Origin of the sequence: Streptomyces sp. NRRL F-4489 (genome assembly GCF_001509485.1) — a bacterium.
Taxonomy (GTDB): domain Bacteria; phylum Actinomycetota; class Actinomycetes; order Streptomycetales; family Streptomycetaceae; genus Streptomyces.
In genome coordinates, this window is sequence record NZ_LLZI01000001.1 from 171,058 (window position 1) to 192,506 (window position 21,449).

Sequence of the window (21,449 nt, forward strand, 5' to 3'; positions counted from 1 at the left end):
TGAACGTGTGTTGAGTTTCCGAAGTCGGGCAGAGCACCAGGGATGCGTCCCGGCACTGCGGCAGGCGCGCGCCGCGCCGGTTACACAGGTGACCTCCGCACCGTTATGGGGTATTTGCTGACTATGAGCACGGTGTGGCAGCAGACCCCCATCTCCGCCGCGGGCCGGATGGGCACCGCGGACGAGCACCCGGGCCGCAGCGACGCGGCCTACCGGCGGCGCCGGGACGCGCTGGCGGCCCGCGCCGACGGCCACCGGGTGGGGACGCCCTACCCGGAGGTCGATTACACCGAGGAGGAGCACCGCACGTGGCGCACGGTGCACACCGCGCTGCTGCCCGCGCACCGGGCGCATGCCTGCCGGGAAGTGCTCGACGCCGCCGCGGACGCGGATCTGCCCGCCGAGCGGATCCCGCAGCACTCCGAGGTGAGCCCCGGGCTGCGGACTCGTACCGGATTCTCGCTCACCCTGGCCGGCGGGGTGGTGTCCAACGAGCGGTTCCTGGGCTCGATGGAGCACGGCTACTTCCACGCGGTGCAGTTCGTCCGCCACCCGGCCGTACCGCTCTACACGCCCGAACCGGACGTCCTGCACGACGTGTTCGGGCACGGCGTCCATCTGTCCTCGCCGCGGATCGCCGCGCTCTACCGGACGATCGGCCGGGCCGCGAACCGCCTCGAGACCGCTGAAGCACTGGACATTCTCAGCCGTATCTACTGGTTCACCCTGGAATACGGATTGATTACGGAATCCGGTACACCCCGGGCTTTCGGGGCGGCGCTGCTCTCCTCCTACGGAGAGATCGCCGCACACGGAAGCCGCGAAGTCCGCGAACTGGACCTGCCGGCCTCGGCCGCCACGCAGTACCGCATTTCCGGATATCAGCCCGTTTTGTTCGCCGCACGGTCCTTTTCCCATCTGGAGGACGTCCTCGGCGCGTTCTGCGCGGAATTCGACGACGAGACCGGGGACCGACTGGGGCTGCCCCGGCTCTCCCGCGAGCGGGGGTGATCCGGGGCACCGGCCGGGGATAGGCCGAGAGGCCGGCCGGGAACAGCCCGGGGCACCGGCCGGACCGGCGCGAGCGCGACCCATGATGGCCGGGGCGGCTCATTCCCCGAGCCGCACCAGTGCCAGCGTGATGTTGTCGGGGGCGCCCGCCTCCAGCGCCGCCCGCCACAGTTCGAACGCGGCCCGTCCGCCGTCGTGTTCGCTCAGCACCGCGCCGATCTCCTCCTCCGGCACCGGGTCGGTCAGCCCGTCCGTGCAGACCACGTACCGGCGGCTGCCGGTGAGCGGCACGGTGCGGACGTGCGGGGTGACGGCGTTGAAGCGGGGCGCGCCGCCGATCGCCTGGGTCACCAGCGACGTGGTGCGCTGCCCGGCCGGCAGCGGCGGGCTGTCGTCCGTGCTGACCTGGCGCAGCCCGTCCTCCCCGGCCTCCAGCACCCGGCTGTCGCCGACGTTGAAGACCAGCAGCCGCCCGTCCAGGACGACGGTGCCGGCGACGGTGGTGCCCATCGCGGTCAGCGAGCGGTTGCGTTCGGCCGCGTCGTAGACCGCGCGGTTGCACCGGATCAGCGCGGCCCGGACCGCCTCCTCGCTGTCCAGTGCCGGTCCCAGCGCGGCCAGGTGCGCGACGGTCAGCGCGCTGGCCACCTCGCCGCCCGGCTGTCCGCCGATACCGTCGGCGACCGCGACCACCAGCGGGCTGCCCAGCGGGAAGACCAGGGTCTGGGGGTTCTCGGTCACCGTGCCGCACAGCGTCCAGGGGCCGGCCACCAGGCTGTCCTCGTTGTTCTCGCGGACGAGTCCGGGGTGGCTGAGCGCCGTCACCGTGATGTACTCCGCCGCTGTGTCCATCGCCGTCGCTCCCTCGCGCGTCCGCCCCGCCGGGTGTGTGCCGCGGCCCGCCCGCTACGGGGCGCCGGGGCCGCCTCCGGTGCCCGGCCGGCCGCTCAGCGTGTGCCGCCGCATCAGCCGGGAGATGTCCTTGCCGGTGATGATCCCCACCAGCCGCCCGGCGTCCACGACCAGGATCCGCATCCCGGTGCGCAGCGTCAGGCGGTCCATGGCCTCGGTCAGCAGCTCGTCCGGCGCGGCCACCGCGCACTGGGACAGCGGCGTCGCCACGTCCCGTATCCGCAGCTCTTCGCGCTGCGCGGCCGGTACGGCGGCGAGCCTGCGGAGCTGGACGACGCCGCTCGGCCGCCCCTCGAAGTCCAGCAGCGGGACGGCGGAGTGCCCGGTGGTCACCGCCACCTCGTCGATGAAGCGCTGGACGGTCAGCCAGTCCGCGCCGGTCATCACGGGGGCGGACATGGCGTCGGCGGCCGTCACCCCGCGCAGCGCCGCATGGAGCGCCGCGCGCCGCCGCTCGGAACCCGCGACGACCACGATGAACAGCCCGATGAACGCCAGCCACAGGCCGCCGGCGGCGCCCCGCAGCAGCATCACCCAGCCGACCGCGACCAGGAGCGCGCCCATCACCTGCCCGCCGCGGGAGGCCGCCAGATCGGCGCGGTCGCGGTCGCCGGTGCGCCACCACAGGAGTGCCTGCACCACCCGGCCGCCGTCGAGCGGCACCGCGGGGAGCAGGTTGAACACGCCGAGGAACACATTGGCCCAGCCCAGCCAGACCAGCACCACGGCGGGCACCGCGGCCGCCGCCAGTTCGCTCAGCCCGAACCCGGCCCCCAGGGCGACGCCGCCGATCAGCAGGCTGGTCAGCGGGCCGCTGACGGCGACCGCGAACGCCGCGGCGGCGGTCCGCGGCCGCCCCATCCGCGTCATACCGCCCAGCGCCCACAGGGTCACGTCCTCGACGGAGATCTGCTTGTGCCGGGCGATCGCGGCGTGCGCGGTCTCGTGCAGCAGCAGGCTGACGGTCAGCAGCGCCGCGCCGACGACGCCGGCCAGGGCGTAGACGAGGGTGGAGCGGCCGGGCGCGATGACGGGCAGCGTCTGCCGCCCCAGGCCGTACGCGAACAGCGCCACCAGCAGCGGCACGCTCCAGTGCATGCGCAGCGGCACCCCGACCACATGTCCGATCCGGACCGAGCCGTTCATCGGCGTCTCCCGCCGGCCCGGGCGCTGAATCCTCCGGGCGGGGCCTCACGCCCCGCACTCCGCGGACCACCCGGCGCGGCACTCACCCCCATTGTCGCTCGCGGCCCGGGCGGGCCGGACGAACCGGGGGCCGGCCCCGACATCGGCACCGGTCCGCCCCGGCTGATCCGGGTCGGCGCGGGCCGGGACGCTTCACCCGGGGCCGGAGCGCGGCACGGGGCCGCCGGTACGGGCCTACCCTGGGAGTGCGGACGCCGGGTGGGCGACCGCCGGCGTGCGGTACGTACCGCGACGGGGGGCGCGGGGACCTCGGGCCGGCGTGTCGCGGCGCGGCGATGCCGTCGTCGGTGCGGGTACGGGTACGGGAAGCGAGGGAGGCGAGTGCCATGGGGCGCAGCCATCACTTCCACCTCGATCAGGGCGGCCACTCGATCACCGTCAATATCGGTCCCGGGCGGGACGGCGAGATCGAACTCCTGGTCAACGGCAAGGTCGTCGCGTACCAGAAGGCGCACGGCACCGGTCTGAACCTCCTCACCGGCGAACTCCCCGACGACCCGGCCCGGGTCTTCCGGGTACGGATCCGCGAGCCCCGCCTCGTCCCCAGCGCACCCCGCTGCACGCTCGAGCTGGACGGTGTGGAACGCCCCATGCCGGAACGCCACATCGTCTGACACCGACCGCACCACATCACCTGACACCGGCCGCACGAGACCACCGCCCGTACGAGACCGTCGCCGTACGAGACCGTCGCCCTACGAGACCGTCCTTGTCCCCGGCCGCGCGGCACGCCGTCCGCTACGCGCTCGCGCCCTGCCCCTCGACCAGTTCCTTGAACCGCTCGAGATCCGTGCGAACGCCCCGCTCGATCGCCACCGCCTGCGCGAACCCCTGCGGCCCGCCGAACGTTTCCCTGATCGCGGCCGGGTCGTACTCGAAGCGGGCCTGGAGCCGGGTGTGCTCCCGGTCGATGGGCAGCAGCGAGAACGTCCCCGCAAGATCAGGGCCGCTCATCGTCTGCCACGTCATCACGTTCTCCTGCTCCCGGTCGACGATCTCTATCTCGAACCCCTGCTCCTGGCCCGCCGCGTCCACGTCCAGGCGCGCCCGCCGCTGCCCCTCGGAATGGGCCTCCCGGACACCGTTCAGGAACCGCGGATAGGTCTCCGCACGGTGCAGGCAGTCCCAGGCCGTTCCGACCGGAACGCTGAGGTCGATGTGTTCTTCCAAAGTGCTCATCGGATACCTCACAGCTCTGTACAGCTCTGTGCCATGACCCCCGCTGACCCTTCCAGGGTCCACCGCCGGACGACCGCGAGCGACCGGAGTACCCGGCGCCCCGTGGCCCGCCCCTACCCCACCGCGTTCGGCTCGCACGGGGAGAGGGCGAGGATCGCGACGTCGTCGTGGAGGACGCGGGTGTGGCGCGGCAGGTCGGCGTTGAGGAAGTCGACGACCTCGGCCGGTCCCGGCGCGGGCCGGCCCGCGAAGCGCCGGGTGAGCCGGTCCAGCAGCGGATAGAACGCGCCGTTGTCGTCCCGTGCCTCGATCAGCCCGTCCGTGCAGAGCAGCAGCACGTCCCCGCAGGAGAAGGGGTGGGTGTACGACACCGGGCGCTCGGCGGCCAGTCCGCCCAGGCCCAGCGGCAGGGCCGGCGGTCCGGTGAGTGCGGTCACCTCCCCTCCGGAGATCAGTACCGGCTCGATGTGTCCGTGGTTGATGATCGTGACCTGCTCCGCCCGGGCGTCGTACTCGACCAGCGCGGCGGTCACGAACAGTTCGTCGTCGGGGATCTCGTCGGCCTCGCGGGCCAGCCGCCGTTCCATCCGGGCGGCCACCGACAGCAGGTCACCGGTGTCGTAGACCGCCTCGCGGAAGCTGCCGAGGATGTCGGCGACGGTACGGACCGCCTGCAGCCCCTTGCCCCGGACGTCCCCGATGATGGCCCGCTCGCCGGCCTGGGTGGCCCGGATGTCGTAGAGATCCCCGCCCACCATCGTGCCGATCTCGCCGGAGCGGTACAGCCCCGCCGCCAGGACCTTGCCGACCCGGTGCGGCACCGGCCGCAGCAGGGTCCGCATCAGCGCCTCGGCCACCGAGTGGACGCGCACCAGATGCCGCTGCTGCCGCCGGCGGTACCCGGCCAGCGCCACGCCGAGGACTCCGACGACGGAGGTGGCGATATATGTCGCTACATAGTGGTTCTCCCATAACTGATGGATGTTGGTCCCCGTGCAGCACGGTGTGCCGGCGAGCACGCCCTCCAGGACGACGGCGCAGACGGTGATCACGGCGACGCCGGCCGGGCCGTAGGTGAAGGCGGCGAGCACCGGGACGGCGATCAGCAGGGAACTCACCGCCCACTGCGTGGGCGTCACGTACTCCAGCAGCAGGACGAAGAGGACGTAGAGCCCCAGCAGCCAGCGCATCCAGGCGGGGATCGTGGGTGCCTCGAAGCCGTTCTGATCCACCAGCCCGGAGAGCCGCTGTCCCGTGCGGCCTCGCACCGCCGCCCTCACCGCGGCGGCTCCCGCCGGGTCACCGGGACCGGACAGGCCAACGCCGTCACCCTCGTCTTCCGCGCCACCGCTCAACGTCCCACTCACCGGCCTGTTCGGACGGGCTCCCGCCACGGCCGCTGCCACGACCGTGCTCCGGGCCCACAGCCTGACGGCCCCGGACAGCCAAGCCGACGATTACGCCAACGGCGGCATGTCACGGCGGGGAGCGGCCCGGCCCCGGCGGCGGTGCCGCGCACGCGAGCCGCCGCCCGCTTCGGCGCGGGCCGAGTCCGCGCGAGACGGATAGAGATGAGCCAGGGAGAGACGTGCCGGGACGGGATGAGCCGGGTCGAGGTGAGCCGGATCGGGATGAGACAGGTCGGGATGAGACAGGTCGGGGTGAGCCGATTCGCTTGGTCATGAGGCGCGCTCCTTTTCGGACGGTGGTGGGTGCGGTGCGGGCCGGGGCTGTGTCCCCGCCCGCGATGCCTTCACTGTCCTCGATCCGGCGCCCCGTGGCGTCAACCCGTAGGGCGTAATGCCGCGTCAACCCGTGGTACGGCGAAGGCGCCGGCCGCATACCAGCGGTTGACCGGCGCCTCGTCCCCGTTCGCGCCGTGCCGCCGCCGCTACTCCTCCACTGCCCCGCCGACGCGCCGGAGGTGCTGCCGGAAGGTGTACGCCGGGTCGGCCGCGCGGCGGGCGAGGTAGTCGTCGAAGGAGGTCTGCCGGCGGAGGGTGTCGCCCGCGCGGATCCGGCGGGCCTGTTCGCGTTCGGTCTCCCGGATGGACCGGGCGGTCTCCAGCACCTCGGCGGCGCGGTCCGCGGGGACGAACAGCACCCCGTCGGCGTCGCCCAGGACGACGTCGCCCGCGGTGATCAGGTGGTCGCCGAAGCGGGCGCTGACCAGGGCGTCGGCCTCCCGTTCGGCGAGCCGTACCGGGCCGGGCGCGCAGCGGCCGTAGCTGAAGACCGGGAGGCCGATCTCCACCAGTTCCGGGGTGTCGCGGTGCAGGCCCCAGATCACCAGGCCGGACAGTCCGGCGGCCTTGGCCTCCAGGGCCATCAGATCGCCGACGCACGCCTCGTCCAGCCGGCCGCCGTTGTCGATGACCAGGATGTCGCCCGGCCCCGCGTCGGTGAGCGCCTCCAGGAAGATGTCGACGCTCCCGTAATGCCGGACCGGGAGGGCCCGGCCGGCGAGGCGGTGGCCTGGGACCACCGCGGCGATACCGGGCGGTGCCGGGCGCAGCGGCACCCCGAGCCGGACGCAGGCATCGGCCACCAGGGGCGTGGTCAGCTCGGCGAAGGTCTTGAGCATGGCGTTCTCCTCGGTCAGGCCCCGTCACCGCCTCGGCGCGGTCGGTGCGGGTGCGGTGAAGGATGCCATGGTCCCCGACCGCCCGCGGGCCCTACCGGCGGAGGGTCAACTTCCGCTCGATAGAGGGCAGGTGGCCGGAAACCGCCTTATGGGGTGGCCGCGCTCCGGCCTACCTTTGACCGCGTGACCAGATTCGAAATCTGGTCACGGAACAGAGAGGAGCCGAGACGTGGAACGGGCCGAGCGCGGTGAGCGCATCCTGGAGGCGGCCGGGGAGCTGCTGCTCGCCTGGGGTTACCGGCGGGTGACCATCGACGAGATCGCCCGCCGGGCCAACGTCGGCAAGGGCACGGTCTATCTGCACTGGAAGACCAAGGACTCCCTGATGCTGGCCGTGGTGCTGAAGGCCAAGTGGCGCAGCCAGCGGCGGCAGTTGGCGCGGATGCGGGCCGATCCGCGGGACGTCCTGCCGAGCCGGATGATGCGGGGCTTCTACCTCGACTTCCTGGCGGAGCCGGTGCTGCGCGCCCTGTACACCGACGACGCCGATATCCTCGGCCAGCTCAACGACACCGCGAAAAAGGAATTCGCGGAACTGATGGAACTCAGCGACCAGGCCCTGCGCGGCGGTCTCGAAGTGCTCCGGAATCACGGCCTGGTGCGCGCCGATACCGACCTGCGGCACCAGCAGTACGCGCTGCTGTCCATGTCGACCGGATTCTTCATGGCCGAGGCGATGCTGTACGACCGTGCGCCGGACAGCCCCGAGGTGCGCGGCGATATCTTCGCCGATACGGTCCGCCGGGCCCTGGAGATCTCCCCGGAGGAATTCGCGGCCGCCGAACGGCCGGCCGCGGCGCGCGGAATGACCCACGACGAGGCGGTGGCCGCCGCCGCGCCCGGCGTCATCGCGCTCTACGCGCGGATAGAGGAGCACAGCACCCGGGAACTGCGCCGCCACGTGCGCGACTGATATACCCGCGGGCCCGGCCGCGACCCGGCCCCGCCCGCGGTGCATTTCCGTTTCATCCATGCTCGTCCCACAGGAGAAAGAGACATGACCGAAACAGCGGCCTCCCCGTTCGCCCAGTACGTCGGGAAGCACCCGGGGGAACCCAATGTGATGGAACCGGCCCTGCTCACCGACCCGTTCACCGGCTACGGCGAGCTGCGGGAACAGGGCCCGGTCGTGCGCGGCCGCTTCCTGGACGACACGCCGGTGTGGTTCGTGACCCGTTTCGAGGAGGTCCGGCAGATTCTGCGCGACCACCGGTTCGCCAATTCTCCGGCCCGTGCGAAGGGCACCGCGGAAGACTCCCCGACCGCCCGGCTGATGGAGATGATGGGCCTGCCCGAGCATTATCAGCAGTACCTCACCCGCAGCATCCTGAATCTCGACGCCCCCGATCACACCCGGCTCCGGCGGCTCGTTTCCCGGGCGTTCACGGCCCGTAAGATCATGGATCTGCGGCCGCGCGTGGAGGACATAGCCGACGACCTGCTCACCCGGCTCCCGGAACACGCCGAGAACGGCGTCGTCGACCTCCTCCAGCACTTCGCCTATCCGCTGCCCATCACGGTCATCTGCGAACTGGTGGGAATTCCGGAGGAGGACCGGGCGCAATGGCGGGTGTGGGGCTCCCAGCTCGTATCGCTCCAGCCGGACCAGCTCAGCGGCTCCTTCCCGGCGATGATCGACCACATCCACGAGCTCATCCGGGAACGGCGGGCGGCGCTCACCGACGACCTGCTCAGCGAATTGATCCGCACGCATGACGACGACGGCGGCCGGCTCAGTGACATCGAAATGGTCACGCTGGTCCTGTCCCTCGTCTTCGCCGGGCACGAAACCACCGCCCATCTCATCTCCAACGGCACGGCCGCGCTGCTCACCCACCCCGACCAGCTGAGCCTGCTGAAATCCGACCCGGAACTGATGCCGCGCGCCGTACACGAATTGATGCGCTGGTGCGGGCCGGTGCATATGACGCAGCTCCGGTATGCCACCGAGGACGTGGACGTGGCCGGCACCCGGATCGCCAAGGGTGAGGCGGTCCAGCTGATTCTGGTATCGGCGAATCACGATCCGCGGCACTACGCCGATCCCGCCCGGCTCGACCTCACCCGCCACCCGGCGGCCCGGGCCGAGGACCACGTCGGTTTCGGCCACGGAATGCATTACTGCCTCGGCGCCGCACTGGCCCGCCAGGAAGCCGAAGTGGCCTTCGGGAAACTGCTCGCGCACTACCCGGACGTCTCCCTGGCGGTGGCGCCGGACGCGCTGCGGCGGGTCCCGCTGCCGGGCAGCTGGCGGCTGGCGGAACTGCCGCTGCGGCTGGGCTGAGCCCCGGATTCCGCCGCGGAACGGGGGCCGCGGCGGTGCCGTCCGGCGGGCCGCGGTCGCCCCGTGGCGACCAGGTATCGTCGGCGGCACCGCCCGCGGTACGCGCGGCGGATGGACGGGAGAAGGGAGCGCGGCGATGTACGGATACGCGTATACCGCCGCCCCCGGAGGCGCGGCGCGCTGGCGTACGGTCGCGCCCGAGCGGACCGTGCTGGGCGTCATCCACAATGTCACCTCCGCCACCCGGCTCCTGGACCTGCTCGCGGTATTCGACGGCGATCTGCGCATACAGACCGTTTTCACCTGTACGCATTCCTCGGCATTCGAGTCCGGGACGGCGGAGTTCGTCACGGCGCGGGGGCTGCCGTTCCTTCCGTGGGACGAGGCGATACGCCAGAAATTCGACCTGGCGATAGCGACCAGCCGCGGTGGCGAATTGCAGGAGATTTCCGCTCCGTTGATCGGAGCGCCGCACGGCGCGGGATACAATAAAACGCTGAGCCGGGAGCCGGGAGCCGGGAGCCGGGAGCCGGGAGCCGGGAGCCGGGAGCCGGGAGCCGGGAGCCGGGAGCCGGGAGCCGGGAGCCGGGAGCCGGGAGCGTTCGGCCTGACGGCTGAGTGGCTGGTGCACGAGGGGGAGGTCATCCCCTCGGCGATCGTGCTGTCGCACGACGAGCAGCGCGCCCGCCTGCGGGCCGGGTGCCCGGAGGCGGTACCGGTCTCCCACGTCATCGGCGACCCCTGTATGGACCAGCTGGCCGCCTCGGCCCGGTTCCGCGACGAGTACCGCGCCGCCCTGGGGGTCTCCCCCGGGCAGCGGCTGCTGCTGCTCACCTCGACCTGGGGCAAGACCTCCCTGCTGGGCAGCGCCCCCGACGTGCTCCGCCGGGCCCTGGCGGAACTCCCCCGCGAGGAATACCGGGTCCTCGCCGCCATCCACCCCAACGCCTGGCACGGCCACGGCAGTTGGCAGGTCAAGAGCTGGCTGGCACCGCTCATCCGGGCCGGCCTGGTCGTCCCGGATCCCGAGACGGACGACTGGAAGGCCGCGCTGTGCGCCGCCGACTGCTTCATCGGGGACTTCGGTTCGGTGTCCCTGTACGCCGCGGCCGCCGGCGTCCCCGGTCTGCTGGCCGCCACCGACCGGGCGACCGTGGCCCCCGGCTCCCCCGTGGAGCACCTGGCGCGCCTGCTGCCCCGGGTGTCCGCGCGCCGCCCCCTGGCCGGACAGCTCGACGCGGCGGTGCGCCGGCAGCCCGGCGATCCCGAACTCGCCGCCACTGCACGGCTGGTGACCTCCCGCCCCGGGGAGGCCCTGGCCCGGCTGCGCCGGCTCTGCTACGAGCGGCTGGACCTGCCCGAACCGCCGCACCCGGCCCACCCCCGCCCGGTGGCCCTGCCCGCCCCGCCTGTCCCGGCGCCACCGGGGAGCGACGGGCCCGCCCGGTTCGTCCAAGCCGATGTGACCGACGCGGGCCCCGGGGAGCCGGGCGCGCCCGCCCTCCCCGAGGTGCTGGTGCGGGGGTACCCGGCCGGGCTGCAGGGCACGGTCAGCGCGCACCTGCCCGACGCGCACCTCGTGGCCGGCGAACGGGAGGTGGACGTCCGCTGGGTCCATACCGCCGACATCCTGGTGGCCCACACCGCGCCGCTCCGGGAACTGCTGGAGCGCCACCCCGGTTGCGGCCTCGCGGTCGCGCCCGGCCCCTCGGGCGGCTCGGAGTGCCGCCTGCTGGTGCGCGACGGCGGGGCCTACACCGCGCGCTGGACGGCGTCCGCGTGGTGGACCGGGCCGGACACGGCCGCTTCGGCGCTGTACGCCTGTCTGACGCGCTACGGGACGGGCTGGGAGGGGGACGTCCGGGTGCGCGCCGGGGAGCGGCTGCCGGCCGCCACACTGGCCCTGCGGCGGGTGGTCTGAGGCCCCCTCGCCCGCCGGGTGCGGGAACTCCCCTACTCGGCCGCCCCGTCCGCCGTATCCGCCGCCTCCGCCTCGTCGAGCCGCCGCCGGGCCTCGGCCGCGCGCACGCTGCCCAGCGGGACGTACCCGTCGTAGGCCGCCTGCCAGGCCCGCCGCGCCCGGTCCCGTTCACCGCAGGCCGCCAGCGCGTCCCCCTGGACCAGCAGGGCGTCCGCCCGCTCCTTGGGCGCCGCGACCCGCTCGAAGAGGCCGAGGACGGTGTCCATCCCGGCCGCCGCCTCGTCGGGCCGGCCGGCGGCCATCCGGGCCTCGGCGTAACGGGTCAGCGCCTTGGCGCGGTTGTAGTCGTCGGGCGCCGTCCGGCCGGGCGTCCGCGGGTCCGGCAGCGCCGCGAACAGGGCGGCGGCGCGCCGCAGCGCCTCGGCCGCCGCCTCGTGGCGCCTGGCCGCGCTCAGCGCCCGGCCGAGGTGGTAGGTCAGCAGGGCCCGGCCGCGCGGGTGGTCGGTCCCGTCGAGCGCCGCCAGCGCGCGCTCGAACAGCTCGCTCGCGCGGGCCGGTTCGCCGCGCAGGAGGGCGATCTGGCCCAGGCCCTCCAGGGCGGAGGAGGCCGTCCGGGCGTGGCCGGCCGACTCCGCGGCCCGCTGGGCGCGTTCGTAGTGGTGCGCGGCGGCGTCGAGGTCGCCGTCGCCCGCGCGGTCCAGGAGGGCGAAGGCCAGCTCGTAGTGCATACGGGCCAGGACCAGGCCGCCTGCCCCGGTGGCCCGGGCCGACTCCAGGGCCAGTTCGCACAGGGCGATCCACTCCCGGTGGCATTTGCGGCGGAAGTGGAAGCCGTGCAGCGCCTCGGCGAACTGGCAGACCAGGTCGTGCCATCCGGCCTCGTGGGCCAGGCGGGCCACGGCGGTGGCGGCGAGGTGGTCGGCCGCGAACGCGCGGACGGCCTCCTGCTCGTCGGCGAAGACGGGCTCCAGGAGGGCGGGGTCGGCGAAGAGCGGGCCCCAGCGGTACCGGGCGGCGGAGATGCGGTGGTCCACGGCGGCCGCCCGCAGCAGATACCAGTCGGCCATCCGCCGCAGTGCGGCGTCCCGTTCGGCGGGGGTACCGGACGCCTCGGCCTGCTCGGCGGCGTACCGGTGGATCAGGCCGATCATCCGGCACCGCCCGTCGGCGCGCTCCACCAGGTGGGCGTCGAGCAGCCGCCGCAGCGCCCGCTGCCCCTCGGTGCCGTCGCCGGCGAGCCGGGCCGCCAGCTCCGGCGCGAAGTCCGCGGTCGGGTGCAGGCCGAGGGCCCGCAGCGCCCTCCGGGACGGTGCGTCCAGTGCCCGGTAGGAGAGGTCGTAGAGCGTGCGGACGGGGGCCTGCTCGTCGTCGGGCATGGCGAGTTCCTCCAGGACGGGGCCTTCTTCCAGCCGCCGGGCCAGTGCCTCGTAGCCCTCGTCCGCCGGGTCCTCGGCGCGGGCCCGGGCGATCCGTACGGCGGCGGGCACACCGTCGCATGCCCGGATGATCCTCCTCAACACGGCCTCATCGGTACCGGCCGCGGTGGCGTCGGGGTACCGGAAGAGGTCCAGGCACGCCGCGTCGTCGAGCACGCCGAGCGGCAGGAAGCGCACGCCGTCGGCCTGGCGGCGCAGTCCGCTCAGGCCGAAGCGGCTGGTCATCAGGACCAGGCCGGCGGGGTGTCCGGGCACCAGCGGGGCGGCCTGCGCCGCGGTGACGACGCCGTCCAGCATCACCGCGTACGGCCGGCCGCTGGTGAAGGAGCGGAAGTGGGCGGCGCGCGCGGCGAGATCGGCGGGGATCTCGCCGCTCGGGACGCCCAGGGCCCAGAAGAAGGACGCCAGGACGTCGGAGGGGTCGAGGGCGTCGTGCGGGCCCAGGGGGCTCAGATCGGCGTAGAACACGCCGCCGGGGAACAGCTCCTCGTGCGCGGTGAGCCAGTGGAGCAGGACCGCGCTCTTGCCCACGCCGGCCGCGCCGGTGACCACCACCCGGGCCGGGGAGCGGCGGGCGGGCAATCCGGCCGCGATCTCGTCCAGCCGGCCCCGGATGTCGTCGCGGTCGACGAAGAACTCCGGGGCGTGCGGGAGCATCGCCGGCCTACGGGGCGGCGGGGGCGGTGGCGGCGCGGTCAGGGTGACGTGCTGGGCCTGCACCAGCAGGCCGGCGCTGCCGCCCTGGAAGCTGTTGTACACCGTGCCGTTGCCGCTCGTGCCGCCCACGTCCGTACCGCCCACGTCGCTCCGCCCCCGTCTCCCGGCGATCCGTCGGCACCATCCTGTCATCGCGGGGGCGGGCGCGGGCCGGGACGGCCGGTCATGGCCCGATGTGGATGTGGCCGGCCCAGCGGCTGGGCAGGAGGGGCGCGGCGGCGCGCAGGCGGCGCACCGCGTGGTGCAGGGCGGCCGCGGGGGCGGGGTGCGGGCTGGTGTGGAAGAGGCGGGCGGCCTCGGCGGCGGTGGCGTCCTCGACGGGCCAGAGGGTGGCCACGACCTGGCCGAAACCGGCCAGGTGGAAGGCGCCGCCGATGTGGACGGCCTCGTCGGGCAGACGGCCGGAGCGGGCGGTGGCGCAGGCCGAGAGGTAGCAGAACTCGCCGTGGCCGAGACGGAGCCGGGAGAGCTCGGCGACGGTCAGCGGCTGGTCGTGGAGGATCAGGTGGCTGCCGTACGGGCTGGCGGGGTCGGCGACCGCGTGGCAGGCGAGGTGGACGTGGGTGCTGGCGGGCAGGGCGGCCAGCAGCCGGGCGCGGGTGGCGTCCGCGCCGGTGAGGACGGTGGTGCCGGGCCCGTAGTGGGCGGCGGCCGCGTCGGCCTCGGCGAGGGCGCCGTCCAGCGGCGCGAAACCGGGGGTGCGGGGGATCGCCACGACCAGAGGGGACGGCGGGCGGGGCCGGGCGGTGCGGCGCGCAGCGGTGCGGACCGCGGCGGCGAGGGCGGCGACGGTCGGGGTGTACGAGGGGACCGCGCGGTCCAGGAGGGTGCGGGTGCCGCCGGGCTCCCCGTGGTGGCCCGCGGCGTGCAGCGGCAGCAGGGCCAGCGGGCCGGTGGCGGAGAGCCACAGGCGCGGCGGCCGCGGGCCGTTGGGCGGTCCGGGGTGGCGGGGGGCGGTGCGGTCGAGGTGGTCGAGGACCGGGGCGGCGGTGGTGTCCCAGAGCCAGGCGAGGGTGTCGCGGAGGTACGCCTGGGCGGTCAGCCGGTCCACCAGGGGCGTACCGGGCAGCTCGGCGGTGCGCAGCGCCTCGGTGAAGCGGGTGGCGCGCTCCTCGGCCTGGGCGTGGTCGAGGCCGGGCAGCGGGACGGCGGCCACTCCCCCGTTGGTGAGGATCAGCGCGTCGCAGCGCAGCGGGCTGGTGGTGACGGTGACCACGGGGCCGCCGGCCGCGGCGGGGCGGAGCGCGGCCATCCGGGGCGGTTTGAGGAAGTTCTCCAGTCCGGGGAGCCGGCGGGCCTCGTCGACGACCGCGTCCCACTCCTCGGCGAGGCGGTGGCGCCGGTCGCCGGGGGCGGCGGCGGTGGCGGTGGCGGTGGCCCCCGGGGCCGCGCCGGTGGTGAGGGCGGTGCGCAGGGCGGTGAGGCGGGCCGCGAGGTGCGGGGCGGCGGCCCGGAGGGCCTCCTCCTCGCCGTGCAGGCCGAGGGAGCGGGTCAGCAGGATGCCGCGGCCCTGTTCGAGGAGTTCCAGGGCGCGGGCGGGGGCGTCGGGCCCGCCGGCCCGGAGGACCGCGGCGGCGGCGTCGGCGGCCAGGCCGCGGCCGTGCCGGGCCAGCCGGTCCTCGGACTCGCTGCCGTGCAGCTGGTGGGGCACCACCTGGGGCAGCAGGGCGACGGCGCGGGCGTAGGCCGCGGCGGCCTCGGTGCGGCGGCCGGTGGCGGTGGCCAGTTCGGCCAGCGCCCGGTGCAGGCGCAGGAGTTCGCCGGGCGGTCCGGCGGCGTCCCGGGCGGCGGCCTCGGCGAAGACGTACGCCTCCCGGAGGAGCTTGGGTTCCGGTTCGTCGCCCCCGGTGTGGCGGTGGCGTTCCAGCAGGGCGGTGGAGAGGTGGGAGAGCATGGCGGGGCGGAAGAGGTGGGCGGGGTGGGCGGTCTCGATGGCCTCGCGCAGCAGGGCGATCGCCTCGTCCAGGGCGTCGGGGCGGCCGGTGGCCCGGGCCCGTTCGCGCAGGGCGCGGGCGAGGTTGTTGAGGTAGCCGGGGCGCTGCGGATCGTCCACGGCGCTCACCGCGACCGCCTCCCGGTGGGCGGCGACGGCCTCCCGCAGGGCCGCGGGCTCCGGGGCCGGCGGTCCGCCGCGGCGCGGGCCCGGGGCGTCCTGGGGGAAGTCGGCGGCCAGGTCGTAGAGGGCGTTGCCCAAGTGGCTGAGGGCGGTGGCCAGATCGGTGCGGTGGCCGTGGCGGGCCCGCCGCTCGCCGGCCGCCTCCCGGTAGAGCGCGACGGCCTCCTGGAGGACACCGGCCGATCCGGTACGCCGGTACTGGGCGTGCAGCACCTCCGCGTGCTGGACGAGGACGTGGTCGCGGCCCGGGGCGGGCAGCGGCTGCGTCTCGCCCCGGACCAGCTGGACGGCCTCGTCCAGGGCCGCGCCGTCGCCGGTGACCCGGTGGCGCTTGACCAGCAGGCCGGCCAGCCGGGCGCGGTGGGCGACGGCGTCCGGGGCCGCGGCGGGCACCGCCCGGACCGCGCCGCGGCAGGCGTCCACGGCGGCGTTGAGGTCGGCGGTGGCGCCGGTGAGGTCGTAGCGCTGCGAGAGGTGCAGGCTGAACTCGTCGAGCCGGACGGCCAGCCACGCGCTGTCCTGCGGGGTGTGCCGCAGCGCCTCCCGGCCGCCCTCGACGGCCTCGTCGAGGTCCCGGCGGTCGCTGGTGTGGCGGTAGTGGTCGCCGAGCACCCGGGCGTGGTTGGCGACGGCGTCGGCCCAGCGGGCGCCGGCGGCCGGGATGAGCAGCAGGAGTTCCCGGCCGAGCCGGACCGCCTCGGCGAGGACGGCGGCGTCGCCGGTCTCGCGGTAGCGCATCTGGAGGCCGACCGCGAGCAGGCGCAGGGCCCGTACGCGTTCCGGATGGTGGCGGGGCGTCAGATCGAGGTACGGGCGGAGCGCGGCGGCGTCCTGCCGCGGCCGGCGGCCGTGCGGGTCGAGTCCGCGGACCGCGGCGGCGAAGTCCGCGGACAGCTCCTCGCGCTGCCGCAGACCGGCCAGCACCCACCGGCGGACCTCGCGCGGCACCCGGGGCCCGGCCGGCCGGCGGCCGGAGCGCAGCGCCTCCAGCACCGCGGCGGCCTCCGGCGGCACCGCGTCCGGCTCCCTGGCGTAGACGCAGGACAGCGGCTGGAGGGACGCCTCCCACTCGGACTGGTGGGCGCCGTCGGGCCCGAAGACGTACTGCGCCCAGCGGGCCAGCCCGATGGCGTGCAGAGCGGCGAGATCCGGCCAGCGGGCGTCGTCCATGCTGATCACCAGCCGGGTGATGGCCCCCTGCCGCTCCAGGGCGCGCAGTCCGGCGAGGTCCCCGGTGTCGCGGACGGCGGCGATGGCCCGGCGGACCGCGATCAGCAGTCCGTCCCGTGAGCCGTCCCGTGAGGGATCCCGCCCCGGATTACGTGAAAACTCTCGCATCGTGCCCCCGTTGACCCGAAAATGAGGTGCCTGGTGCTCAACCCCGCGGCGCCGTGCGGCGGTTGCCCCCGTCACGGTCCAGCGGCCCCTCCGGGCACTTCAGCATAGGCCCGATCGGAACGGCAGCCCATGGCATCGACAGCACCGGCGTCCGGCCGGGAAGACCCTGATCTGGCGGCGCTGTGCGCCCAGTTCGGCGCGGTGCGGCGGGCGGTGCGCGGCACCCCGCTGGCCGACGAGCTGGCGGACGGCCTGGCGGCGGTCCGGGACGGGGCGCCGGCCGGGGACCTGCTGGCCCGGCTGGGCATCGCCCCGGCCGGGCAGGACCGGGACGCCTGGGGCGGGGCGGCGACCGTCGCCGGGCTGGACGCCGGGCACAGCCACGGCGAGCGGTACGGCTGCCCGGCCGGCCGGTGCGGGCGCGCGGTGGTCCGCGAGCCGGGCGGTGAGCTGCCGCGCTGCGCGGTGCTCGGGTCGGTCATGCGGCTGCTGGCGGACTGACGGCGTGGGCGGCGGGCGGTGATGCCGTTCCTGGGCGATCTGGGCCGCCAGCTCGCCCAGCGGTGGACGGGGCGGCTGGGCCTGCCCGGGGTGCTGCTGGCGGCGACCGCGCTGGCCGGGTCGGCGCTCGGGCAGCGGCACGCGTTCGACCACGCGCGGCTGGCGCACCGCGCGGCGGCCGGCGCGGCGGCGTTCGCGGCGCGGCCGCCGGCGGTGCAACTGCTGCTGGCCGGCGGGCTGCTGCTGGCGGTGGCGGCGGCCGGGGCGGCGGTCGAGTCGGCGGCCGGGGTGGTGCTGCGGCTCTGGCTGGGCCCGTGGCCGCGGGCGCTGCGCGGGCCGGCCGCGGCGCTGACGGCGCGCCGGGAGGGCCGCTGGGCGGCGGCGCAGCGGCGGGTGGCGGACCTCCAGGCCGCCCTGCCGGCCCCGCGCGCACCGGCCGAGGCCCGGGAGCTGGACGAGGCCGCGGCGGCCCGTGAGGCGATCGCGCCAGCCCGGCCGTCCCGTCCTACGTGGATGGGCGACCGGGTAGCCGGGGCCGACGCGCGGGTGCTGCACCAGTACGGGCTGGACCTCGCCGCCGTGTGGCCCCGGCTGTGGCTGGTGCTCCCGCAGGAGGTGCGGGACGAGGTGACCGCGGCCCGCCGGCGGGTGGAGGCGGCGGCCCGGCTGGCCACCTGGGCGGTGCCGTTCGCGGCGCTCGCGGTGGTCTGGTGGCCGGCGCTGCCGCTGGCCGCGGTGCCCGCGCTGGCCGGCTGGCGGCGCGGGCGGTCGGCGGTGGCCACGTACGCCGTACTGCTGGAGGCGGCGGTGGACGTCCACGCGGCCGATCTCGCGGCGCGGGCGGAGGAGGGCGGGGAGTGGACGGTGGAGCGGGGGGAGGCGCTGACGCGGCGGTTGCGCAAGGGGAGTTGAGGGGGCGGTGCGGCGCCGGGCGGCGTATCGGCCGGGCGGTCGCGGCCCGCCCTTCGCTCCCCGCGCCGCCCGTCAGTCCCCCGGCGCCACCCGTCAGTCCCCCGTGCCGTCCTCGTCCGCGGGCCGGAACGTATCGCCGAGGCGGCGCAGGACGGTGGCCAGTTCCGCGTCGCCCTGGATGGTGTGCACCAACCGCCCGTCGGGCTCCTGCTGATCGATGACCCGGAACGGTGCCAGGACGCCCCCGCGCCAGTGGAACAGCCCGTCGCTGAGGCCGCCGTCCGGGCCGCACAGCCGCGGCAGCAGGGTGGCCAGCGACAGGATCCGCAGATAGCTGTGGGCGTCCCGCAGCGGGTGGAGGACCAGCAGGTCGTCGCGGGGCAGCGCGGCGACGCAGCCGTCCGGGGCGGTGACGTCGAGGAGTTCGGCGGCCCGCAGCAGCTGGGTGGCGGTCCAGGCGCCGCCCCGGACCTGGTAGACCGGCCCGGTGCCGGGCTGGAAGACCGTCACCTCGCAGGGCTCGCGGCGGAGGTTGTGCAGGGCCACCGACCACAGTTCGGCCGGGTCGGCGTCCCAGGCGCGCACCCGGGCGGCGGGCAGGAGGGCGGTACCGGACGGGGTGCGGGCGCCCAGCACCGCGAGGAAGCCGCCGCCCAGTTCGCGGATCGCGTAGTCCTCCCGCCGCGGCAGCTGGTCCAGCCGCCGCAACCGGGGCAGCAGCAGCGGACGGACCGCCTCCGGGCCGCCGGCGAAGACGTCCTCCCGGGGAGCGCCGGGGGCCGGAACCGGGGCGGGGCGCGGCCGGGGCTTGCGTCCGAAGAGCGGCATGCCCGGAGGGTACCCACCGGGGGCGGAGGCCGGGAGCCGGTGGACGGAACCGGCCCGCGGCCCGGTGCGGTACGGCGTCAGGCCGCCCGGGCCGCCGTCCGCCCATTGCGCGCCCCCGCCGGGCAGCCCGCCTCCGCCCTGCCGGGCCGTTCCATCAGGTCCGGCTCCGGCGCGGCGCCGGGCCGCCCGCGGAGGTCGGCCAGCCGGTCCAGGAGCTGGTCGCGGACCGCGGCCAGTTCGGCGATCCGCGCCTGGAGCAGGGCGAGCCGCTGCTCGAACACCTCGATCTTGGGCGCGGGGTCGGCGCAGCTGTGCCGCCCGGTCAGTTCGTCGCGCAGGCAGCCGTCGAGCAGCCGCAGATCGTCGGTGGTCAGCCCGGCGGCCAGCAGCAGCCGGATGTTCTCGACGACCCGGACGGCGCCCGCCCCGTACGTGCGGTAGCCGTTGGCGGACCGGTCGGGGCGGAGCAGGCCCTGCTCCTCGTAGTAGCGCAGCGCCCGGGTGGTGACCCCGGTGGTGCGGGCGAGTTCCCCGATCCGCATGGTGCTCCCTCCTGGTGGCGGTCAGGGGGAAGCGTAAACCTTGCCGTGGACGTGAAGGTCAAGCCCGGTCGCCGAGCGCGGTGAGGACGACCACCGGGACGGTCCGTCCGGCGCGCTCCTGGAAGACGGCGAACTGCGGGTCGGCGGCGGTCTGCCGGGCCCAGAGCCGGTCCCGCTCCGCCCCGGCGGCCTCGGTGGCCCGGGCCCGCAGCACCCGGGTGCCGACCTCGACCACCACCTCCGGGTGGGCGGTCAGGTTGCGGTACCAGGCCGGCGGGGTGGCCGCGCCCCCGTTGGAGGGGAAGACCGCGAACCGGCCGTCCCCGTCGGCCAGATAGCAGACCGGCGTGGTGCGCGGCAGCCCGGAGCGGACCCCGGTGGTGGTCAGCAGGAGCAGCGGCTGCCCGGTGAACGGGCCGCCGACCACGCCCCCGTTGGCGCGGAACTCCTCGATGACGCGGCGGTTGACCTCGTTCACGCGCCCGCTCCCGTCACCGCGTCCGCTCCCGTCGCCGCGCCCGCCGCGGCGCCGGTCCGCCGCCGTTCGCCGCGGTGCTCGGCGGCGGCGGCCACCAGCGCGAGCAGCGCCACCGCGCCGCCGGCCACCGGCACCCAGCGCAGCGCGAGCCCGCCCGCGATGAGCTGCCCGCCGAGCCAGCCGCCCACCGCGATCCCGAGGTTGAACGCCGAGCTCTGCACGGTCAGGGCGAGAGTCCGGGCGCGCTGCGACGCGACGTTCAGCAGCCGGGTGTTGACCGCCGGGATGACGGCGTAGTAGGCGGCGCCGAAGAGGAAGAGCGCCGCGACGGCCAGCGGGCGCACGGCCACCGAGGCGCCGAGCAGCAGCAGCGACCCGGCCAGGGCCAGCACCCCGGCGCGGACCGCGCCGGTCACCGAACGGTCCGCCAGCTTCCCGCCGATGAGGTTGCCGAGGGTGCCGCCGGTACCGAAGAGCAGAAGGAGCACGGTGACGTACCGCGGGCTGATCCCCACGGTGTCGGTGAGCAGCGGCGTCACATAGGTGTACGCGGTGAACGCGGCCGCGGCGCTCAGCGCGGTGACGGCCACCACGGCCTGCACCCGGCGTTCCCCGAGGACCCGCAGCTCCCCGGCCCGGCCGCCCGCCGCCGACCCGGCGTCCCCGGCACCGCCGGCCGCCGGGTCCCCGGCCGCCCGCACCAGGGCGAGCACCGGGCCGGCGGCGGCGAGGGTGAGCAGGGCCACCGCGGCGAACGCGGCGCGCCAGGACAGCCATTGACCGAGCGCGGTGCCGATCGGCAGGCCGGCGACCGTCGCCAGGCCGAGTCCGAGCGAGACCCGGGCCACCGCCGTCCCCCGCTTGTGCGCGGGCACCACATCGGCGGCCAGGCCGAAGAACAGCGGCATCAGCCCGGCGTGCGCCAGCGCGGCCGCCACCCGCCCGGCCGCGATCAGCGGGAAGCCGGGGGCCACCGCCGAGACCGCGCTGCCCGCGGCGTACAGCGCCAGCAGCGCGGCGAGCAGGGTCCGCCGGCGGACGGCGGTGGTGGCCAGCGCCAGCACCGGCCCGCCGACGACCACGGTCAGCGCGAAGACACTGACCAGCAGCCCGGCCGTGGACAGCGGGACGCCGGCGTCCGCCGCGACGTCCGGCAGCAGCCCGGCGATCATGATCTCGCCGGTGCCGAGGGTGAACGCGCAGAGGGTGAGCACGGCGAGCGCCCAGGGCCGGCCGCCGGCCGCGGAGGCCGGGGGCGCCGGGGGCGCGGCAGATGCCGAAGGTGCCGGACCGGCTGAAGGCGCGGAAGGCAGCGGGTCCGTGGGGCGTGCCGGACGTACCGGCGTCGGTGACGTATCCATGGCGCCACCCTCGACGTTCACGCCGGGGTGAAGGTCAAGCCGGAGCGGCCCGAGGCCGCCTCG

18 protein-coding genes are annotated in these 21,449 nt (G+C 75.5%); 7 read left to right on the forward strand and 11 right to left on the reverse strand.

Going from position 1 to position 21,449, the window contains the following annotated elements:
- Window positions 1–123 precede the first annotated feature (123 nt).
- Window positions 124–1,011: a phenylalanine 4-monooxygenase gene (locus ADL22_RS00765; RefSeq protein ID WP_066972598.1), complete on the forward strand. Its 888-nt coding sequence runs from the start codon at window positions 124–126 to the stop codon at window positions 1,009–1,011.
- 99 nt (window positions 1,012–1,110) lie between these two features.
- On the opposite strand, the gene ADL22_RS00770 is transcribed toward ADL22_RS00765, so the two are convergent.
- Both ADL22_RS00770 and ADL22_RS00775 read right to left on the reverse strand, forming a co-directional pair.
- On the reverse strand, window positions 1,111–1,863 hold the full coding sequence (locus tag ADL22_RS00770; protein WP_066972600.1) for a PP2C family protein-serine/threonine phosphatase: 753 nt from the start codon (window positions 1,861–1,863) through the stop codon (window positions 1,111–1,113).
- A 54-nt stretch (window positions 1,864–1,917) separates the two neighbouring features.
- Entirely contained in the window at window positions 1,918–3,069 is a 1,152-nt protein-coding gene (locus tag ADL22_RS00775; RefSeq protein ID WP_066972603.1) for a site-2 protease family protein, read from the reverse strand.
- Window positions 3,070–3,455: 386 nt separating this feature from the next.
- On the opposite strand from ADL22_RS00775, the gene ADL22_RS00780 reads away from it, so the two are divergent.
- On the forward strand, window positions 3,456–3,743 hold the full coding sequence (locus ADL22_RS00780; protein ID WP_066972606.1) for a hypothetical protein: 288 nt from the start codon (window positions 3,456–3,458) through the stop codon (window positions 3,741–3,743).
- Window positions 3,744–3,867: 124 nt separating this feature from the next.
- On the opposite strand, the gene ADL22_RS00785 is transcribed toward ADL22_RS00780, so the two are convergent.
- The 3 genes from ADL22_RS00785 to ADL22_RS00795 all read right to left on the reverse strand — a co-directional run bounded on the left by ADL22_RS00785 (window position 3,868) and on the right by ADL22_RS00795 (window position 6,892).
- The gene (locus tag ADL22_RS00785; protein ID WP_066972608.1) at window positions 3,868–4,308 is read right to left on the reverse strand and encodes an SRPBCC family protein; all 441 of its coding nucleotides are present in this window, start codon (window positions 4,306–4,308) and stop codon (window positions 3,868–3,870) included.
- 113 nt (window positions 4,309–4,421) lie between these two features.
- Window positions 4,422–5,576 carry a PP2C family protein-serine/threonine phosphatase gene (locus tag ADL22_RS00790; protein WP_234430490.1) on the reverse strand — a complete coding sequence of 385 codons (1,155 nt, stop codon included), beginning with the start codon at window positions 5,574–5,576 and terminating at the stop codon, window positions 4,422–4,424.
- 623 nt (window positions 5,577–6,199) lie between these two features.
- Entirely contained in the window at window positions 6,200–6,892 is a 693-nt protein-coding gene (locus ADL22_RS00795; RefSeq protein WP_066972613.1) for an RraA family protein, read from the reverse strand.
- 229 nt (window positions 6,893–7,121) lie between these two features.
- On the opposite strand from ADL22_RS00795, the gene ADL22_RS00800 reads away from it, so the two are divergent.
- The 3 genes from ADL22_RS00800 to ADL22_RS00810 all read left to right on the forward strand — a co-directional run bounded on the left by ADL22_RS00800 (window position 7,122) and on the right by ADL22_RS00810 (window position 11,157).
- Window positions 7,122–7,865, forward strand: coding sequence for a TetR/AcrR family transcriptional regulator (locus tag ADL22_RS00800; RefSeq protein WP_066972616.1), 744 nt, complete (start codon window positions 7,122–7,124; stop codon window positions 7,863–7,865).
- Window positions 7,866–7,949: 84 nt separating this feature from the next.
- Window positions 7,950–9,236, forward strand: coding sequence for a cytochrome P450 family protein (locus ADL22_RS00805; protein ID WP_066972620.1), 1,287 nt, complete (start codon window positions 7,950–7,952; stop codon window positions 9,234–9,236).
- A gap of 136 nt (window positions 9,237–9,372) precedes the next feature.
- Window positions 9,373–11,157: a hypothetical protein gene (locus ADL22_RS00810; RefSeq protein ID WP_066972623.1), complete on the forward strand. Its 1,785-nt coding sequence runs from the start codon at window positions 9,373–9,375 to the stop codon at window positions 11,155–11,157.
- A gap of 32 nt (window positions 11,158–11,189) precedes the next feature.
- Here the strand turns inward: ADL22_RS00810 and ADL22_RS00815 are convergent, their stop codons facing one another.
- Window positions 11,190–13,394, reverse strand: coding sequence for a tetratricopeptide repeat protein (locus ADL22_RS00815; RefSeq protein WP_066972624.1), 2,205 nt, complete (start codon window positions 13,392–13,394; stop codon window positions 11,190–11,192).
- A 79-nt stretch (window positions 13,395–13,473) separates the two neighbouring features.
- The gene (locus ADL22_RS36585) at window positions 13,474–16,764 is read right to left on the reverse strand and encodes a CHAT domain-containing protein (protein WP_066972626.1); all 3,291 of its coding nucleotides are present in this window, start codon (window positions 16,762–16,764) and stop codon (window positions 13,474–13,476) included.
- A gap of 129 nt (window positions 16,765–16,893) precedes the next feature.
- Here ADL22_RS36585 and ADL22_RS35125 point away from each other — a divergent pair, with 129 nt between their 5' ends.
- The gene (locus ADL22_RS35125; protein ID WP_066972628.1) at window positions 16,894–17,265 is read left to right on the forward strand and encodes a hypothetical protein; all 372 of its coding nucleotides are present in this window, start codon (window positions 16,894–16,896) and stop codon (window positions 17,263–17,265) included.
- A 21-nt stretch (window positions 17,266–17,286) separates the two neighbouring features.
- Window positions 17,287–18,177, forward strand: a complete 891-nt coding sequence (locus ADL22_RS00830) for a hypothetical protein (RefSeq protein WP_066972629.1) — start codon at window positions 17,287–17,289, stop codon at window positions 18,175–18,177.
- Window positions 18,178–18,270: 93 nt separating this feature from the next.
- Here the strand turns inward: ADL22_RS00830 and ADL22_RS00835 are convergent, their stop codons facing one another.
- The 4 genes from ADL22_RS00835 to ADL22_RS00850 all read right to left on the reverse strand — a co-directional run bounded on the left by ADL22_RS00835 (window position 18,271) and on the right by ADL22_RS00850 (window position 21,239).
- Window positions 18,271–19,005, reverse strand: a complete 735-nt coding sequence (locus ADL22_RS00835; protein ID WP_066972630.1) for a hypothetical protein — start codon at window positions 19,003–19,005, stop codon at window positions 18,271–18,273.
- 77 nt (window positions 19,006–19,082) lie between these two features.
- Complete coding sequence (locus ADL22_RS00840; protein ID WP_079063745.1) at window positions 19,083–19,547, reverse strand: MerR family transcriptional regulator; 465 nt, start codon at window positions 19,545–19,547, stop codon at window positions 19,083–19,085.
- A gap of 58 nt (window positions 19,548–19,605) precedes the next feature.
- The gene (locus ADL22_RS00845; protein ID WP_066972631.1) at window positions 19,606–20,025 is read right to left on the reverse strand and encodes a nitroreductase family deazaflavin-dependent oxidoreductase; all 420 of its coding nucleotides are present in this window, start codon (window positions 20,023–20,025) and stop codon (window positions 19,606–19,608) included.
- A complete protein-coding gene (locus ADL22_RS00850; RefSeq protein WP_066972632.1) occupies window positions 20,022–21,239 on the reverse strand; it encodes an MFS transporter in 1,218 nt (405 codons plus the stop codon). The genes ADL22_RS00845 and ADL22_RS00850 overlap by 4 nt, the downstream gene beginning before the upstream one ends.
- Window positions 21,240–21,449 lie beyond the last annotated feature (210 nt).

Coding starts and splice junctions, on each gene's coding strand:
- ADL22_RS00765 (WP_066972598.1), top strand. CDS start 124: ATGAGCACGGTGTGGCAGCAGACCCCCATCTCCGCCGCGGGCCGGATG.
- ADL22_RS00770 (WP_066972600.1), bottom strand. CDS start 1,863: ATGGACACAGCGGCGGAGTACATCACGGTGACGGCGCTCAGCCACCCC.
- ADL22_RS00775 (WP_066972603.1), bottom strand. CDS start 3,069: ATGAACGGCTCGGTCCGGATCGGACATGTGGTCGGGGTGCCGCTGCGC.
- ADL22_RS00780 (WP_066972606.1), top strand. CDS start 3,456: ATGGGGCGCAGCCATCACTTCCACCTCGATCAGGGCGGCCACTCGATC.
- ADL22_RS00785 (WP_066972608.1), bottom strand. CDS start 4,308: ATGAGCACTTTGGAAGAACACATCGACCTCAGCGTTCCGGTCGGAACG.
- ADL22_RS00795 (WP_066972613.1), bottom strand. CDS start 6,892: ATGCTCAAGACCTTCGCCGAGCTGACCACGCCCCTGGTGGCCGATGCC.
- ADL22_RS00805 (WP_066972620.1), top strand. CDS start 7,950: ATGACCGAAACAGCGGCCTCCCCGTTCGCCCAGTACGTCGGGAAGCAC.
- ADL22_RS00810 (WP_066972623.1), top strand. CDS start 9,373: ATGTACGGATACGCGTATACCGCCGCCCCCGGAGGCGCGGCGCGCTGG.
- ADL22_RS36585 (WP_066972626.1), bottom strand. CDS start 16,764: ATGCGAGAGTTTTCACGTAATCCGGGGCGGGATCCCTCACGGGACGGC.
- ADL22_RS35125 (WP_066972628.1), top strand. CDS start 16,894: ATGGCATCGACAGCACCGGCGTCCGGCCGGGAAGACCCTGATCTGGCG.
- ADL22_RS00830 (WP_066972629.1), top strand. CDS start 17,287: ATGCCGTTCCTGGGCGATCTGGGCCGCCAGCTCGCCCAGCGGTGGACG.
- ADL22_RS00835 (WP_066972630.1), bottom strand. CDS start 19,005: ATGCCGCTCTTCGGACGCAAGCCCCGGCCGCGCCCCGCCCCGGTTCCG.
- ADL22_RS00840 (WP_079063745.1), bottom strand. CDS start 19,547: ATGCGGATCGGGGAACTCGCCCGCACCACCGGGGTCACCACCCGGGCG.